Source organism: Kitasatospora sp. Ki12, assembly GCF_054601375.1.
On the sequence record NZ_BAAIHT010000003.1, the window covers coordinates 2067489 to 2084694 of the forward strand.

A 17206-nucleotide genomic window follows, 5' to 3' on the forward strand; every position below is an offset into this window, starting at 1 on the left:
ACCGCGACCTGGAGGCACCTAGTGCACACGACAAGCCCGACGGAACCGGACGTCGTCCAGTACCCGGACGACCCGGAGCTCCTGCACCGGGTACTGACGCCCTACCGGGCCAAGAACTGCGAGTACCTCAAGTCGGCCGTGATCCTCCGCGAGGGCCGCACGCCGGAGACGGCCAAGCTGACCGCCCGCTGCACCTTCGAGATCCCGGAGTCGTGCTACATCGACGACACCGGCCACTTCAACTCGGTCGAGTTCAACATCTGCTACAACCAGATGGCCTACTACCTGACCGCGAAGGCGGTGAAGGACAAGCTCGTCGAGCCGCTGTCCCGCTGGGACATGGCGGACTTCTGGGACCGGCAGCTCGGCAACATCCTGATCACCGACTTCCGCAGCGCCTTCCGCACCGAGATGCGCGGGCGGCACTTCCGGGGCGAGATGGAGATCATCGACATCGCCGAGTGGGAGGGCACCGACCTGCGCGAGCCGCTGCTCGTCATGCGGACCAAGTGCCGCTACTGGGACGAGTTCGACGGCGACTCCTTCGGCGAGGTCACGGTGGCCATCACCAACCCGCCCGCGCCGGCCGCGCCCGCGGCCGGGCAGTGACCGGCAGGAGGAGCGCGCGATGAGCATCACCCAGGACTCCGGTCCGGCCGCCGGGAGCGCGTGGCCGCCGCCGGACGCCGAGCCGGTGGACCCCGAGGCCCTGTACGGCCGGCTGGCCGACCGCGGCCTGCGCTACGGGCCCGCGTTCCGCGGCGTCCGGCGGGCCTGGCGCGACGGGGCACGGATGAGCGCCGAGGTCGCCCTGGACGCCGGCGTGCCGACCGGCGACTTCCTGCTCCACCCGGCCCTGCTGGACTCGGCGCTGCACGCGGCCGTCGTCCCGTTCCTGGACGGGGACGACGAGTCGGCCCAACTCCCGTTCGCCTGGCGGGGCGTTCGGGTGCACGGCCCGGCCGGACGGGCGGTCCGGGTGCGGATCACGCCCGGCGACGACCGGACGATCGGGCTGGAGCTGACCGACGGGGAGGGGCGCCCGGTCGCCACCGTCGACTCGCTAGTGGTCCGCTCGGTCAGCCCGGAGCAGCTCGGCGCCCGCGGCGGACGACTGCTGCGGACGGTCTGGCGCCCGGTTCCGCCGGCCACGGGCCGACCCGCGCCTCAGGGCTGGGCCCTGCTGGGCGCCGACCACCTCGGGCTGACCGGAAGCCCCGCCGCCGACCGGGCGCTGGCCGCCGTCCACCCGACCCTGCGCTCCCTCGTCGTCGCGCTGCGCGAGCGCCGGGTGCCGGAGACGGTCCTGGTCTGCGTGGACGGCTCGGCTCCGCTCGCCAACGCGCTGCAGCGCGCCCTCTCGCTGCTCCAGGAGTGGCTGTTCGACGAGCGGCTGGCCGACTGCCGGCTGGTCTTCGTGACCCGCGGCGGGGTCGCCGTCCGCCCGGGCGAGGTGCCCGAGCCCGCGGCCGCGGCCGTCTGGGGCCTGGTGCGCAGCGCCCAGCTGGAGCACCCGGGCCGGTTCGCCCTGGTCGACCTCGACGCCGACGCGCCGTGGCGCGCCGTGGAGGCGGCGGCCGGTTCCGATGCCGCCCAACTGGCCGTCCGCCAAGGCGCGTTGCTGCACCCCCGGCTGGCCGCCGCGGCGAAGGCCGCGCGCCCCGGGTGGGACCCGCGGCGCAGCGTCCTGATCACCGGCGGCACCGGCTCGCTCGGCCGGCTGGTCGCCCGCCACCTGGCCGAGCGCCACGGGGTGCGCCACCTGGTGCTGCTCAGCCGCCGCGGCCCGGACGCCCCGGGCGCCCGCGAACTGGTGGACGAGCTGGCCGGGTTCGGCACCGAGGCGAAGGTCGTGGCCTGCGACGCCGGGGACCTCGCCGCGCTGCGCGCGGTGGTGGCCGCCCTGCCGCCCGAGCACCCGCTGGGTGCCGTGGTGCACTCCGCCGGCGTCACCTCGGACGCCACCGTCGGTTCGCTGACCCCGCGGCTGCTGGACACGGTGCTGGCCGCCAAGGTGGACTCCGCGCTCGCACTGCACCGGCTCACCGAGGACGTCCCGGACTGCGCGCTGGTGCTGTTCTCCTCCGTCGCCGGTGTGCTCGGCAGCGCCGGCCAGGGCAACTACGCCGCCGCGAACGCCGCGCTGGACGCGCTCGCGCACCGCCGCCGGGCCGCCGGACTGCCCGGCGTCTCACTGGCCTGGGGGCTCTGGGCGGACGAGGGCGGCATGGCGAGCGGCCTGGCCGCCGCCGACCTGGCCCGGATGGCCCGCTCCGGCCTGGCGGCGCTCTCGGTCGAGCAGGGCCTGGCCCTGCTCGACGACGCGCTGACCGCCGAGGACCCCGTCCTGGTGCCGCTGCGGCTCCACGAGGACGCGCTGCGCTCCCCCGACGCTCCGCTGCCCGAGCTGCTGCTGGACCTCGCCGCGCCGCGGACCCGCGCCACCGCCCCGGTGGCCGACGCGGACGCGTTCCGGGCCCGGCTGGCCGGGCGGCCCGAGGACGAGCGGGCGCAGGAGGTGCTGGAGCTGGTCCGCGCCCAGGTCGCGGTGGTCCTCGGTTTCACCGGCGGGGAGGAGGTCGAGCCGCACCGGGAGTTCTCGGCGATCGGCTTCGACTCGCTGACCAACCTGGAGCTGATCCGGCGGCTGACCGCGGCCACCGGCGTCCGGCTGCCGAACACGCTGGCCTTCGACCACCCGACTCCGGTCGAACTGGCGAACTCGATGACGAAGTTGCTCGGATGAGCGGGCGCACCGCCCGGCCGGGCGCGATGCGGGCGAGGGTCCGCGAAAGGGGCATGCCATGCATGTGGTGATCGTCGGCGGCGGGGTGATCGGCCTGGCCACCGCCTGGCGCTCGCTGGTCGCGGGCCTGACCGTGACCGTCCTGGACCCGGAGCCGGCCGGCAAGGCCACGGCCGTCGCCGCCGGGATGCTGCCGGCCGGCAACGAGAACCTGTACGACCAGGAGCTGTTGCTGCGGCTGTGCATCGCCTCCCGCGACCGCTACCCGTCCTTCGTCGCCGAACTGGAGGAGACCGCCGGCCTCCCCGCCGGGTACCGTCGCGACGGCGTGCTCGAAGTCGCCTACGGCGAGGCGGACCTGGCCGTGCTGAACGGTCTGCGCAGGTGGCAGGAGAACCTCGGGTTCGCCGTCGAGGCACTGGACGCCGAGGAGTGCCGCCGGCAGGAGCCCCAGCTCGCGGAGCGGGTCAGCGGCGGTCTGCTCAACCCGGACGACGGCTCGGTGGACCCGCGCACCCTGAGCGCCGCGCTGATCGCGGCGATCGGGCGGCTCGGCGGCACCGTGCGAGCCGAGCGGGTCACCGACCTGCTGGTCGAGGGCGACCGGGCCGCCGGCGTCCGGCTGGCCGACGGCGGCGAGGTGCGCGGGGACCGCGTGGTGCTCGCCGCCGGGGTGTGGACCCACCGGCTGGGCGGCCTGCCCACCGGGATCGTCCCGGAGATCAAGCCGCAGAAGGGCCAGACCGTACGGCTGCGCGCCGAGCGGCCCTTCCTGGCCCGCACGACCCGCGGGCTGGTCAACGGCCGGTCGGTCTTCGCGGCGCCCCGGCTGGACGGCGAGGTGATCGTCGGCGCGACGCATGAGAGCCGCGGCTACGACACCACCGTCACCGCCGGCGGGATCGGCGAACTGCTGGACATCACCCGGGAGTTGCTGCCGGGCATCGGCGAGCTGGAGTTCGTCGGCGCCGGCGCCGCCTCCCGGCCCGGGTCGCCGGACGGCCTGCCGGTGCTCGGCCACACCGCGCTGGAGGGCCTGCTGCTGGCCTCCGGGCACGGGCGGATCGGCATCCAGCTGGCGCCGGTCACCGGCGACGTGATGACCCACGCGCTGATCTCCGGGGAGCTGCCGGAGGTCGCGAAGCCGTTCTCGGCGCAGCGGTTCTGACCCGGCGGCGCCCCGGCACCCGGCGGCGCACCCGCAGCCCGGCGGCGCACCCGAAAACCGGCGGCGCCCCGGAAACGACCCGCCCCCGCCAGAGCCTCACGCTCTGGCGGGGGCGGCTGTCTTTCCGGCCCGGCCGGCCTCAGCGCCCGGCGCTGCCCCGCCAGCCCCGCGGCGGGGCGTAGCCCTCGCGGGCCCAGGCCGTCGGGGGCGCCGCCCGCGGGACCGGCGGGACCGGCCGCCGCCGGCCGAGGACGACGGCGGTGACCACGGCCAGCTCCTCCGCCGTCGGGCGGCCGGCCAGCACTCGCAGCAGCGGCTCGCCGGTCACGTCGGCGGGTTCCCGTGCTTGCGGGCGGGCAGCCGGGCGTCCTTGCGGCGCAGCGCGTCCAGCGCGCCGATCAGCACCGCCCGGGTCTCGGCCGGGTCGATGACGTCGTCCACGAGGCCGCGCTCGGCCGCGTAGTACGGGTGCATCAGCTCGTCCTTGTAGGCCTTGACGCGCTCGGCCCGCGCGGCCTCCGGGTCGGGAGCGGCGGCGATCTCCTTGCGGAACACCACGTTGGCCGCGCCCTCGGCGCCCATCACCGCGATCTCGTTGGTCGGCCAGGCGTAGCAGAGGTCCGAGCCGATCGACCGGGAGTCCATCACGATGTACGCCCCGCCGTAGGCCTTGCGCAGCACCAGCGAGACCCGCGGCACGGTGGCGTTGCAGTACGCGTACAGCAGCTTGGCGCCGTGCCGGATGATGCCCTCGTGCTCCTGGTCCCGTCCGGGCAGGAAGCCGGGCACGTCCACCAGGGTCACCAGCGGGATGGAGAAGGCGTCGCAGAGTTGCACGAAGCGGGCCGCCTTCTCCGAGGCGTGGATGTCCAGCACCCCGGCCAGCGACTGCGGCTGGTTGGCGACGATGCCGACGGTGTGGCCGTCGAGGCGGGCCAGGCTGCAGACGATGTTGGTCGCCCAGCCGGAGTGCAGCTCGAAGTGCTCGCCGTCGTCGACGATCTCCTCGATCACCTGGCGCATGTCGTACGGGCGGTTGCCGTCGGCGGGCACCAGGTCGAGCAGCCGCTCGGTGCGCCGCTGCGGCGGATCGTCGCTCGGCTGGACGGGCGGCAGCTCGCGGTTGTTGGCCGGCAGCAGGGAGAGCAGGTAGCGCACCTCGGACAGGCAGTCCTCCTCGGTGTCGCAGACCACCTGGGCCGCGCCGGAGACCGCCCCGTGGACGTCCGCGCCGCCGAGTTCGTCGTGGCTGATGGTCTCGCCGGTGACGGCGCGCACCACGTCCGGCCCGGTGATGTACATCTGCGAGATGTCCCGGACCATGAACACCACGTCGGTGAGCGCGGGCGAGTAGGTCGCGCCGCCCGCGCAGGGCCCGAGGATCACGCTGATCTGCGGGATCACCCCGGAGGCCCGGACGTTGCGCAGGAAGATGCCGCCGTACCCGGCCAGCGCGGTGACGCCCTCCTGGATCCGGGCGCCGGCCCCGTCGCAAAGGCTCACCAGGGGCGCCCCGGCGGCCTCGGCGAGGTCCATCACCTTGTGGATCTTCTGCGCGTGGGCCTCGCCCAGCGAGCCGCCGAAGATCCGGAAGTCGTGCGCGTAGACGAAGACGGTCCGGCCGTCCACCTTGCCCCAGCCCGTGACCACGCCGTCGGTGTGGTGGCGGCGGTCCTCCAGCCCGAAGCCGACGGCCCGGTGCCGGCGCAACTGCTCGACCTCCTGGAAGGTGCCCGGGTCGAACAGCAGGTCCAGCCGCTCACGCACCGTCAGTTTCCGGCGCGCGTGCTGCTGTTCGGTCGCCCGTTCGGACGGTCCGGCTGCGGCCGCACGGCGCAGCTCCGCCAGCTCGGCGGCTCTGCTCCTGGTGTCCGAGCCGTGGACACTCGGTTCCGCGACGACGGTCATATGCCACCTCTCCCCGTTCTCCTGTGGTGTCCGATCCACCACGTGGGTTCCGATCCACCACGAACGGCGCGTTCTCCGCGCGCGGAGACGTGTCCTCCGCGCGCGGCGCGCGAGAACGGGGTCCCCCCGGTTCGATGGCTCCCCCCGATTCAATGGCGCCGCGCCGACCGCCGCCAGCGGACCCGGCCCCTACCATGTCCGGCCATCCCCCTATCGCCGGTTAGGGGTTGGGCCCGGCAGGACGCGGTGAAAACATCGCCACCGGAACGGCGTGAGCGCCAGCGCGCCCGCCGTTGCGACCGGAGCAGGACAGAGCGAGGAAGCGGGCCCAAGGTGACCGGATCGACGGTGGAGAACACGGCAGGCGACGTCTGGATCCGGCGGTACCACCCGACCGGGGCCGGAGCCCCGCGCCTGGTGTGCTTCCCGCACGCCGGCGGCGCGGCCAGCTACTTCTTCCCGCTGTCCGCCGCCCTGCGGGACGAGGCCGAGGTCCTCGCGGTGCAGTACCCGGGCCGCCAGGACCGGCGCCACGAGCCGGCCGTGGACGACATCCACCGGCTGGCCGACCTGCTCACGGTGGCGCTGGAGGGCACCGTCGACGACCGCACGGTCTTCTTCGGGCACAGCATGGGCGCCTCGGTCGCGTTCGAGGTCGCCCGGCGGCTCGAACGGGGCGCCGGGCGCGGCCCCGCCCTGCTGATCGCCTCCGGCCGGCGCGCCCCCTCCCGCCACCGCGACGAGCGGATCCACCGGCTCGACGACGCCGGCCTGGTCCGCGAGACCCGGGCGCTCAGCGGCACCGACAGCACGCTGCTGGACGACGAGGAGATCCTGCGGATGATCCTCCCGATCCTGCGCAACGACTACCGCGCCGTCGAGACCTACACCAGCGCGCCGGACGCCGCCATCGACGCGCCGATCACCGCGTTCATCGGCACCGGGGACCCGAAGGTCTCCGTCGACGAGGCGCAGGACTGGTCGCACCACACCCGCGGCGCGTTCCGGCGCGAGGACTTCGCCGGCGGGCACTTCTACCTGACCGAGACCCCGGACGCCCTGCGGCACAAGCTGCTCGCCGAGCTGCGCACCGTCGGCTGAACGGGGCGGGAACCCCCAGGCCCGGGGGACAGCCCCTAGGCGAATCCCCTGGCCACCGTAGGGGTGGGCACGGGTAGCACCACCGGTCCGGACCCGAGGACCATCGAGTAGACACGGCGACCGCCCGTGACAGCGGTGCCCGCGGGGCAACGCCATGAAGGCCCGGTCAGCCGCACGCCTTCATGCCCTTGGCCGGTCCAAGATCGAGGAAGGCGTTCGGCACATGATGGGTGAGACCTCCCCCTCCGCTTCCACCGTCCAGGATGCCCGGGAAGACGCGGTCGCGGTCATCGGCATGGCCTGCCGGCTCCCCCGCGCGGCGACCCCGGACGCCTACTGGCGGCTCCTCAGCGAGGGCACCAGCGCGGTCGGCGGCGTACCGGCCGACCGCTGGGACCTCGACGCCCTCCCCCTCGACGACCTCACCCCCGACGCCCGGCAGGCGCTGCGCCACGGCGCCTTCGTCGACCGGGTGGACGGCTTCGACGCCGGCTTCTTCGGGATCTCCCCGCGCGAGGCCGCCGCGATGGACCCCCAGCAGCGCCTGATGGCCGAACTCGGCTGGGAGGCCCTGGAGGACGCCCGGCTGCTCCCCGACACCCTGCACGGCACCGCCACCGGCGTGTTCGTCGGCGCCATCGCCCACGACTACGCCACCCTCCTCCAGCAGCACGGCCCCCGGCAGCTCGACACCCACAGCCTCACCGGCCTGCAGAACGGCGTCATCGCCAACCGGCTCTCCTACCTGCTCGGCGCGCACGGCCCCAGCCTGACCGTCGACACCGGCCAGTCCTCCTCGCTGGTGGCGGTGCACCTCGCCGTCGAGAGCCTGCGCAAGGGCGAGTCGAGCCTCGCGCTGGCCGGCGGCGTCAGCCTCAACCTGCTGCCGGAGAGCGCCGTCGCGGTCGCCAAGTTCGGCGCCCTCTCGCCGGACGGACGGTGCGCCACCTTCGACGCCCGCGCCAACGGCTACGTCCGCGGCGAGGGCGGTGCCGTCCTCGTCCTCAAGCCGCTCGCCCGCGCCCTCGCCGACGGCGACACCGTGTACGGCGTGATCCGCGGCAGCGCGGTCAACAGCGACGGCGGCACCGACGGCCTGGCCAAGCCCGGCCCCACCACCCAGGCGGCGGTCCTGCGCGCCGCCTGCGACCGGGCCGGGGTCGACCCCGCCGCCGTCCAGTACGTCGAACTGCACGGCACCGGCACCCGGATCGGCGACCCGATCGAGGCCGAGGCGCTCGGCCGGGCGTACGGCACCGAGCGCACCGAACCGCTGCTGGTCGGCTCGGCCAAGACCAACATCGGGCACCTGGAGGGCGCCGCCGGCATCGCCGGCCTGCTGAAGGCCGTCCTCAGCGTCCACCACCGGCGGATCCCCGCCAGCCTGCACTACGAACACCCCAACCCGCGGATCGACCTGGACGGCTGGAAGCTGCGCGTCCAGACCGAGGCCGGGCCGTGGCCGCACCCGGACCGCCCGCTGCTGGCGGGCGTCAGCTCCTTCGGCATCGGCGGGACCAACTGCCACCTGGTGCTCTCCGGTCCGCCCGCCGACCTCCCGGCGCCCGAGGCCGGCGGGGACGCCGAGTCCCCGCGGGTGCCGATGGTCCCGTGGCTGCTGTCCGGCCGGACCGAGCCGGCGCTGCGCGCCCAGGCCGCCCGGCTTCGCGAACACCTCGACCGGCACCCGGAGCCCGACGACGAGCGGATCGGCTGGTCGCTCGCCACCACCCGCGCCACCTTCGAACACCGCGCCGTCCTCGTCGGCGAGGACCGCGCCCGGCTGCTCGCCGGCCTGGACGCCCTCGCCCTCGGCGAGGACGCCCCCCGTCTCGTCCGCGGCCGGGCCGGCCGCACCGGCGGCACCGTCCTGGTCTTCCCCGGCCAGGGATCCCAGTGGCACGGCATGGCCGTCGGCCTGCTCGACCGCTCCCCGGTCTTCCGGCAGCACCTGGAGGCCTGCGACGCCGCGCTCGCCGAACACCTCGACTGGTCACTGCTCGACGTCCTGCGCCAGGCCCCCGCCGCACCCTCGCTGGACCGCTCCGACGTCGTGCAGCCCGCGCTGTTCGCCGTGATGGTCTCGCTCGCCAGGCTCTGGGAGTCCCTCGGCATCCGCCCCGACGCCGTCGTCGGACACTCCCAGGGCGAGATCGCCGCCGCCCACATCGCCGGCGCCTTCACCCTGCGCGAGGCCGCCCGGATCAGCGCCCTGCGCAGCAAGGTCCTGATGGAACTGCGGCAGAGCGGCAACATGGCCTCCGTGCCGCTGCCGGCCGACGAGGTCGCCGAGCTGATCGCCGAATCCGGCGCCCCGATCGAGATCGGCGCCTACAACAGCCCCGGCAACACCGTCCTGTGCGGCCCCACCGAGGCCGTCACCGCGCTGCTGGAACGGTGCGCCGCCCGCAACGCCCCCGGGCGGCTCGTCAACATCGACTACCCGTCGCACTCCGCCGGCGTCGAGCCGATCGAGCGGCGGCTGCTCGCCGAGCTCGGCACGCTCACCCCGCGCAGCTCCGACATCCCGTTCTACTCCACCGTCACCGGCGCACCCCTGGACACCGCCGAGCTCACCGCCGAGTACTGGTACGCCAACCTGCGCCGACCGGTGCTGTTCCGGCAGGCCGTCGAGGCCCTCGCCGCCGACGGCCACGGCGTGTTCGTCGAGAGCAGCCCGCACCCGGTGCTGCTCGGCGGCATCCGGCTGACCCTGGCCGGCGCCGAGCAGCCGCCCGTCGTCATCAGCACCCTGCGCCGCAACGAGGCCGAGTGGCCGCGCGTGCTGACCGGCCTCGCCGAGCTGCACACCCGGGGCGTGGACGTGCCCTGGCGACAGCTGCTCAGCGGCCGGCCGACGGCCACCACGGCCCTGCCGACGTACCCGTTCCAGCGCGAACGCCACTGGGCGGCCGACGAGTCCGCGCCCGGCACGGCGCGGGGCGCCGTCCCGCACCGCCCGGTCGCGGCCACGGCTGCGGCTACGGCTACGGCTACGGCTACGGCTACGGAACCGGAGCCGGCGGGCCGGGAGCTCGGCTGGGCCGAACGACTGGCCCAACTCCCGGACACGGAACGGCTGGACCGCCTGCACGAACTCGTCCGCACCCAGGCCGCCGTCGTCCTCGGCCACGCCACCGCCGACACCCTCGACCCGGACCGCACCTTCAAGGACCTCGGCTTCGACTCCACGCTGACGGTCGAGTTCTGCACCCGCCTCGCCTCCGTCACCGGCCTGCCCGTCCCCAGCACCACCACGTACGACCACCCGACCCCGGGCGACGTCGTCCGCCACCTCCACACCCGGATCACCGGCCCCGCCCCAGCCGGGAACCCCCTCGCCCCGGCACACCCCGGGACCGCCACCGGCCCGCGCCCCGACGAGCCGATCGCCATCATCGGCATGGCCTGCCGCTACCCCGGCGGGGTCTCCTCACCCGAGGACCTGTGGCGGCTGGTCGCCGACGGCGTCGACGCCGTCTCCGCCTTCCCCACCGACCGCGGCTGGGACCTCGGCGAGCTCTACGACCCGGAGCCCGGCCTGCCCGGCCGCACCTACGCCCGCGCCGGCGGCTTCCTCACCGGCGCCGACACCTTCGACGCCGCGTTCTTCGGCATCGGCCCCCGCGAGGCCCAGACGATGGACCCGCAGCAGCGCCTGCTGCTGGAGACCACCTGGGAGGCCCTGGAGCACGCCGGCATCGACCCGGCCACCCTGCGCGGCAGCAACACCGGCGTCTTCACCGGCATCATGTCCCCCGAGTACGGCCCGCGCCTGTACGAGACCGCGGAGAAGCTCAACGGCTACCTCCTCACCGGCACCACGGCGAGCGTCGCCTCCGGCCGGATCGCCTACACCTTCGGGTTCGAGGGCCCGGCCGTCACCGTCGACACCGCCTGCTCCTCCTCGCTGGTAGCGCTGCACATGGCCGCCCAGTCACTGCGCACCGGCGAATCCGACCTGGTGCTCGCGGGCGGCGCCGCGGTCATGTCGACACCCGGCATGCTGGTGGAGTTCAGCCGCCAGCGCGGGCTGTCGGCGGACGGGCGGTGCAAGGCCTTCTCGGACTCCGCGGACGGCACCGGCTGGGCCGAGGGCGTCGGCATGCTGCTCGTCGAACGGCTCAGCGACGCCCGACGCAACGGCCACCCGGTGCTCGCCGTCGTCCGCGGCACGGCGATCAACCAGGACGGCGCCTCCAACGGCCTCACCGCACCCAACGGCCCCGCCCAGCAGCGCGTCATCCGCGCGGCACTGGCCAACGCCCAGCTCACGGCAGCGGACATCGACGCCGTGGAGGCGCACGGCACCGGCACCGCACTGGGTGACCCGATCGAGGCCCAGGCGCTGCTCGCCACCTACGGACAGGACCGCGAACTTCCTTTCCTCCTTGGATCGTTGAAGTCCAACATCGGGCACGCCCAGGCCGCGGCCGGCGTCGGCGGCATCATCAAGACGGTCGAAGCGATGCGGCACGGCGTCCTGCCGAAGACGTTGCACGTCGATACGCCGTCCACGCACGTCGACTGGACCGAGGGCTCGGTCGAACTCCTCACCGAGGCAAGGGAATGGCCCGAGACCGGGCGTCCTCGCCGGGCCGCCGTCTCCTCCTTCGGCATCTCCGGCACCAACGCCCACGTCATCATCGAACAGGCCCCCGAACCGGCAGCCATCGAACCGGCCACCCCGGCCACCGAGCCCGCCCTGCCGCTGGCCTGGCCCCTGTCCGCCCGCACCCCCGACGCCCTGCGCGACCAGGCCACCCGCCTGCTCGCCCACATCGAGGCGACCGACGCCGACCCGCGCGACATCGCCCACTCCCTCACCACCACCCGCGCCCAGCTGGACCAGCGGGCCGTCGTCATCGGCAGCGGACGCGACGAACTCCTCGACGCGCTCCGCGCGCTGGCCGAAGGGAAGAACCACCCCGGGATCGTCAGCAGCCAGCCCCTCACCGGCCGCCTCGCCTTCCTCTTCACCGGCCAGGGCGCCCAACGCCTCGGCATGGGGCGCGAGCTGTACGAGGCGTTCCCCGTCTTCGCCTCCGCCCTGGACGACGTCCTCGCACGCTTCGACGCCCCCGTCCGGGAGGTCATGTGGGGCGAGGACCCCGACGCCCTCAACCAGACCGGCACCGCCCAACTCGCCCTCTTCGCCTTCGAAACCGCCCTCTACCGGCTGCTCGAATCACTCGGCGTACGCCCGGACTACCTCGCCGGACACTCCCTCGGCGAGATCACCGCCGCCCACGCCTCCGGCATCCTCACCCTCGACGACGCCTGCACCCTCGTCTCCGCCCGCGCCCGCCTCATGCAATCCCTGCCCACCGGCGGCTCGATGGCCGCCCTGCGCGCCACCGAAGACGAAGTCATCCCGCTGCTCGGCGAGGACGTGACGATCGCGGCCGTCAACTCGGCTGACAGCGTCGTCATTTCGGGCGATGAGGCAGCCGTCGAGGCCGTGCTCGCACAGTTCGCCGACCGCAAGCACACCCGCCTGAAGGTCTCCCACGCCTTCCACTCACCGCTGATGGACCCGATCCTCGAAGACTTCCGGGCCGTCGCCAAAAGCATCACTCACCACACCCCGACCATCCCGGTCATCTCCAACCTCACCGGCCAGCCCCTCACCGACGCCAACGCCGACTACTGGGTCAACCACCTGCGCGGCACCGTCCGCTACCACGACGCCGTCACCCACCTCGCCGAACAGGGCGTCACCACCCACCTCGAAATCGGCCCCGACGCCGCCCTCACCCCCCTCACCGACAACACCACCCCCACCGGACACCGCAAGCACCCCGAGGTCCACCAGCTGGTCACCGCCCTCGCCACCCTCCACCTCACCCCCCTCAACCCCACCGCCCACACCATCCCCCTCCCCACCTACGCCTTCCAGCGCAAGCGCTACTGGATCGCCCCCAGCTCCACCGGTCTCCCCGCCACCGGCCACCCCCTGCTCGGCGCCGTCATCGAAACCCCCGACCGCGTCACGCACCTCACCGGCCGTCTCAACCTCGACACCCACCCCTGGCTCGCCGACCACCGGATCGCGGGCACCCCGATCCTCCCGGCCAGCGCCTTCGTCGACCTGGTCGTGCACGCCGGCCACCACACCGGCCACCCGTACCTGAGCGAGCTGACCCTGGAGGCCCCGCTGGCGCTGCCCCGCACCGGCGGTGTGCAGCTGCGGATCTCGCTGGCGCCCGAGGACGGTGCGGGGCAGCGTGCGGTCACCGTCCACGCCAGGGTTGCCGAGGACGCCGACTGGGTGCGGCACGCCGAGGGCGTGCTCGCCTCGCAGAGCCCGGCGGGCGCGCCAGCCACCCGGCTCGCCCGCCCCGCCTCGGCCGAGCCGATCGACGTCACCGACCTCTACGACCGGCTCGCCGACCGGGGGTACGAGTACGGCCCGGCGTTCCGGGGTCTTCGCGCGGCGTGGCGAGTCGGCGAGGAGGTGTACGCCGAGATCTCCCTGCCGGGTGCCGACCAGGCCGAGGCGTACGGCCTGCACCCCGCCCTGCTCGACGCCGTGCTGCACGCCGCGCTGATCGACGGCGAGGCGCTGGACATCCCGTTCGCGTGGACGGGCGTCACCCTGTACGCCCAGGCGCCGACCACCCTCCTCGTCCGGGTGACCAGGACGGCTCCCGACGCGGTGGCGCTCGTCATCTCCGATCCGGCGGGGAACCCGGTGGCCGAGGTCGAACGGCTGGTGCTGCGCCCGGTCGCCCGGGAGCGGATCGCCGCGGCCCCGACCGGTTCCGACGCCCTGCTCGACCTGGTGTGGGGTCCTGCCCCGGCTCGTCCCGCCCCGGGCCGTACCGGCTCGGCCGGCCGCCTGGCCGTCCTCGGCACCGCGCCGGACTCCCTCACCGACGCCGCCGCCGACCGGTTCGCCGGGCTCTCCGCACTGATGACCGCCCTGGACGGGGGCACGCCGGCGCCTGACACCGTCGTCGCCCTGGCTCCGCAGCGGGCGACCGACCTCGGCGCCACCGCCCAGGAGGTGCTGTCCCTCCTGCAGGCCTGGCTGGCCGCGGAGCGGCTGGCCGACACCCACCTGATGCTCGTCACCCGCCGCGCGGTCGCGACCAGCGCGGGAGAGCCCGTGGAGGACCTCGCCGCCGCCGCCGTCTGGGGCCTGGTGCGCACCGCGCAGAGCGAGCACCCCGGCCGGTTCACGCTGGTCGACACGGATGGCTCGGAGGCCTCCGACGCCCTGCTGGCCTCCGCTGTGGCCCTCGGCGAGCCGCAGCTCGCGCTGCGCGCCGGCACGAGCCTCGTCCCGCGGGTCGCCCGAGTGACCGGGCGGCCGTCGGACGAGGCCGGCGACCCGGCGCTCGACCGGGACGGTACGGTCCTGATCACCGGCGGCACCGGCGGCCTGGGCGCCCTGGTCGCCCGCCACCTGGTCACCGCACACGGCGTCCGCCACCTCCTCCTCACCAGCCGCCGCGGACCGGACGCCCCCGGCGCCACCGAACTCACCACCGAACTCACCGAACTCGGCGCCACCGTCCGCGTGGTGGCCTGCGACGCCACCGACCGCGACGCCCTCGCCACCGTCCTGCGCGAGGCCACCCCCACCGTCCGCGCGATCGTCCACACCGCCGGCATCACCGACGACGGCACGCTCACCCTGCTCACGCCGGAGCGTCTGGGCTCCGTCCTGGCACCCAAGTCCGAGGCCGCACAGCACCTCCACGAGCTCAGCCTCCAACTCGGCCTCGACCTCACCCACTTCCTCCTCTTCTCCTCCGTCTCGGGCGTCCTCGGCACCCCCGGCCAGGCCAACTACGCCGCCGCCAACACCCAGTTGGACGCCATCGCCGCGCACCGCCACGCCCGGGGACTGCCCGCCACCTCCATCGCGTGGGGGCTCTGGGAGACGACGACCGGCATGGCCGGGCAACTGGAGGAGGCGGACCTGGCGCGCTGGGCCCGGGCCGGAATCCCGGCCCACGACACGGAGTTCGGCCTGCGCCTGTTCGACATCGCCTTGGCCTCCGGCCGGCCGGCCCCCGTCGCCGTCAGGCTCGACCGCGCCGCGCTGCGCGCCCGCGCCGCCGCCGGCACCCTGCCGGCCGTCCTCGGCTCGCTCGTCCCGGCCGCCCCGGCCCGCGCACAGCGTCCCGACCGCCCGACGCTCGGCGGCACCGGCGTGGGCGACCAGCGCGCCCACGTACTGGCCCTCGTCCAGAGCACCGCAGGGGCGGTCCTCGGCCACAGCGACAGCGCGTCCGTGCCCGCCGCCCGCTCGTTCAAGGAGCTGGGCTTCGACTCCCTGGCCGCCGTCGAGCTGCGCAACCGGCTCAGCGGCGCCACCGGGATGCGCCTGCCCAGCACCGTCACCTTCGACTACCCCACCCCGACCGCCCTCGCCGACCACCTCCACCAAGCCCTGTTCGGCGGGCGGCCCGAGGCGGACACCCCCGCCCCGACCGCCACGGTCAGCGGCTCCGACGAGCCGATCGCCATCATCGGCATGGCCTGCCGCTACCCCGGCGGGGTCTCCTCACCCGAGGACCTGTGGCGGCTGGTCGCCGACGGCGTCGACGCCGTCTCCGAGTTCCCCGGCGACCGCGGCTGGGACGTCGACTCCATCTACCACGCGGACCCCGAGCACCCCGGCACCTCCTACACCCGCGAAGGCGGGTTCCTGCACGAGGCCGCCGAGTTCGACCCGGCCTTCTTCGGCATCAACCCGCGCGAGGCCGGCGCGATGGACCCGCAGCAGCGCCTGCTGCTGGAGACCACCTGGGAGTCCCTGGAACGCGCCGGACTCGACCCGACCACGCTGCGCGGCAGCAACACCGGCGTCTTCACCGGGATCATGTACGACGACTACGGCGCCCGGCTGCGCCCGCTCCCGGCCGGCTACGAAGGGTACGTGGGCAACGGCAGCCGGCCGAGCGTCGCCTCCGGTCGCGTCTCCTACACCTTCGGGTTCGAGGGCCCGGCGATGACCGTCGACACCGCCTGCTCCTCCTCCCTGGTCGCCCTGCACCTCGCCTGCCAGGCCCTGCGCAACGGCGAATCCGACCTCGCGCTGGCCGGCGGCGCCACCGTCATGGCCACCGCCTCGACCTTCGTCGAGTTCAGCACCCAGGGCGCCCTGTCGGCGGACGGCCGCTGCAAGGCCTTCTCCGACACGGCGGACGGCACCGGCTGGGCCGAGGGCGTCGGCATGCTGCTCGTCGAACGGCTCTCCGACGCCCGACGCAACGGCCACCCGGTGCTCGCCGTCGTCCGCGGCACGGCCGTCAACCAGGACGGCGCCTCCAACGGCCTCACCGCACCCAACGGCCCCGCCCAGCAGCGCGTCATCCGCCAGGCCCTCGCCAACGCCCAACTGACGGCGGCCGAGGTCGACGCGGTCGAGGCGCACGGGACGGGCACCACGCTCGGCGACCCGATCGAGGCCCAGGCCCTCATGGCCACCTACGGGCAGGACCGTCAAGAGCCGCTGTGGCTGGGCTCGTTGAAGTCCAACATCGGACACTCGCAGGCCGCGGCCGGCGTCGGCGGCATCATCAAGATGGTCGAGGCCATGCGGCACGGCGTGCTGCCGAGGACGCTGCACGTCGACAAGCCGTCCACGCACGTCGACTGGATCGAGGGCTCGGTCGAACTCCTCACCGAGGCGAGGGAATGGCCGGAGACCGGGCGTCCTCGTCGGGCCGCCGTCTCCTCCTTCGGCATCTCCGGCACCAACGCCCACGTCATCATCGAGCAGGGCCCCCGCACGACGGCCGCCACGCCGACGACCGGCCCGAACGACGCCTCCCTTACGCTGGCGTGGCCGCTCTCCGGGCACACCGAAGCCGCGCTGCGCGACCAGGCGGCCCGGCTGCTCGCGCACGTCGAGGCGACCGACGCCGACCCGCGCGACATCGCCCACTCCCTCGCCACCACCCGGGCCCAGCTGGACCAGCGGGCCGTGGTCATCGGCAGCGGACGCGACGAACTCCTCGCCGGGCTCCGCGCACTGGCCGAGGCGTCACCGGCACGGCCACCGACGGGCAGCTGGCGTTCCTGTTCACCGGTCAGGGCGCGCAACGCCTCGGCATGGGAAGGGAGTTGTACGAGGCGTTCCCGGTGTTCGCCTCGGCGCTGGATGCGTGCTGGAGCGGTTCGACGTCCCCGTGCGGGAGGTGATGTGGGGCGAGGACCCGACGCGCTCAACCAGACCGGCACCGCCCAACTCGCCCTCTTCGCCTTCGAAACCGCGCTGTACCGACTGCTCGAATCACTCGGCGTGCGCCCGGACTACCTCGCCG

7 protein-coding genes are annotated in these 17206 nt (G+C 74.5%); 5 read left to right on the forward strand and 2 right to left on the reverse strand.

Features of this window, described 5'->3' with window-relative positions; all coding sequences use genetic code 11:
• The first annotated feature begins 21 nt into the window (after positions 1-21).
• The 3 genes from ACYP53_RS39465 to thiO are packed head-to-tail and all read left to right on the forward strand — an operon-like array spanning position 22 to position 3914.
• Positions 22-609, forward strand: coding sequence for an FcoT family thioesterase (locus ACYP53_RS39465; protein ID WP_189926016.1), 588 nt, complete (start codon positions 22-24; stop codon positions 607-609).
• Positions 610-628: 19 nt separating this feature from the next.
• A complete protein-coding gene (locus ACYP53_RS39470) occupies positions 629-2746 on the forward strand; it encodes a type I polyketide synthase (protein WP_459650928.1) in 2118 nt (705 codons plus the stop codon).
• A gap of 58 nt (positions 2747-2804) precedes the next feature.
• A complete protein-coding gene (thiO, locus tag ACYP53_RS39475) occupies positions 2805-3914 on the forward strand; it encodes a glycine oxidase ThiO (RefSeq protein WP_459650929.1) in 1110 nt (369 codons plus the stop codon).
• 139 nt (positions 3915-4053) lie between these two features.
• On the opposite strand, the gene ACYP53_RS39480 is transcribed toward thiO, so the two are convergent.
• Both ACYP53_RS39480 and ACYP53_RS39485 read right to left on the reverse strand, forming a co-directional pair.
• Complete coding sequence (locus ACYP53_RS39480; RefSeq protein WP_189926009.1) at positions 4054-4242, reverse strand: acyl-CoA carboxylase epsilon subunit; 189 nt, start codon at positions 4240-4242, stop codon at positions 4054-4056.
• The gene (locus ACYP53_RS39485) at positions 4239-5822 is read right to left on the reverse strand and encodes an acyl-CoA carboxylase subunit beta (RefSeq protein WP_189926007.1); all 1584 of its coding nucleotides are present in this window, start codon (positions 5820-5822) and stop codon (positions 4239-4241) included. Before ACYP53_RS39485 ends, ACYP53_RS39480 begins: the two co-directional genes overlap by 4 nt.
• Before the next feature lie 333 nt (positions 5823-6155).
• Between ACYP53_RS39485 and ACYP53_RS39490 the strand changes: the two genes are divergently transcribed.
• Both ACYP53_RS39490 and ACYP53_RS39495 read left to right on the forward strand, forming a co-directional pair.
• A complete protein-coding gene (locus tag ACYP53_RS39490) occupies positions 6156-6923 on the forward strand; it encodes a thioesterase II family protein (protein ID WP_229929256.1) in 768 nt (255 codons plus the stop codon).
• 223 nt (positions 6924-7146) lie between these two features.
• Positions 7147-17206 (forward strand): SDR family NAD(P)-dependent oxidoreductase (locus ACYP53_RS39495; protein ID WP_459650930.1); only part of this gene is annotated, 10060 nt, incomplete at its 3' end.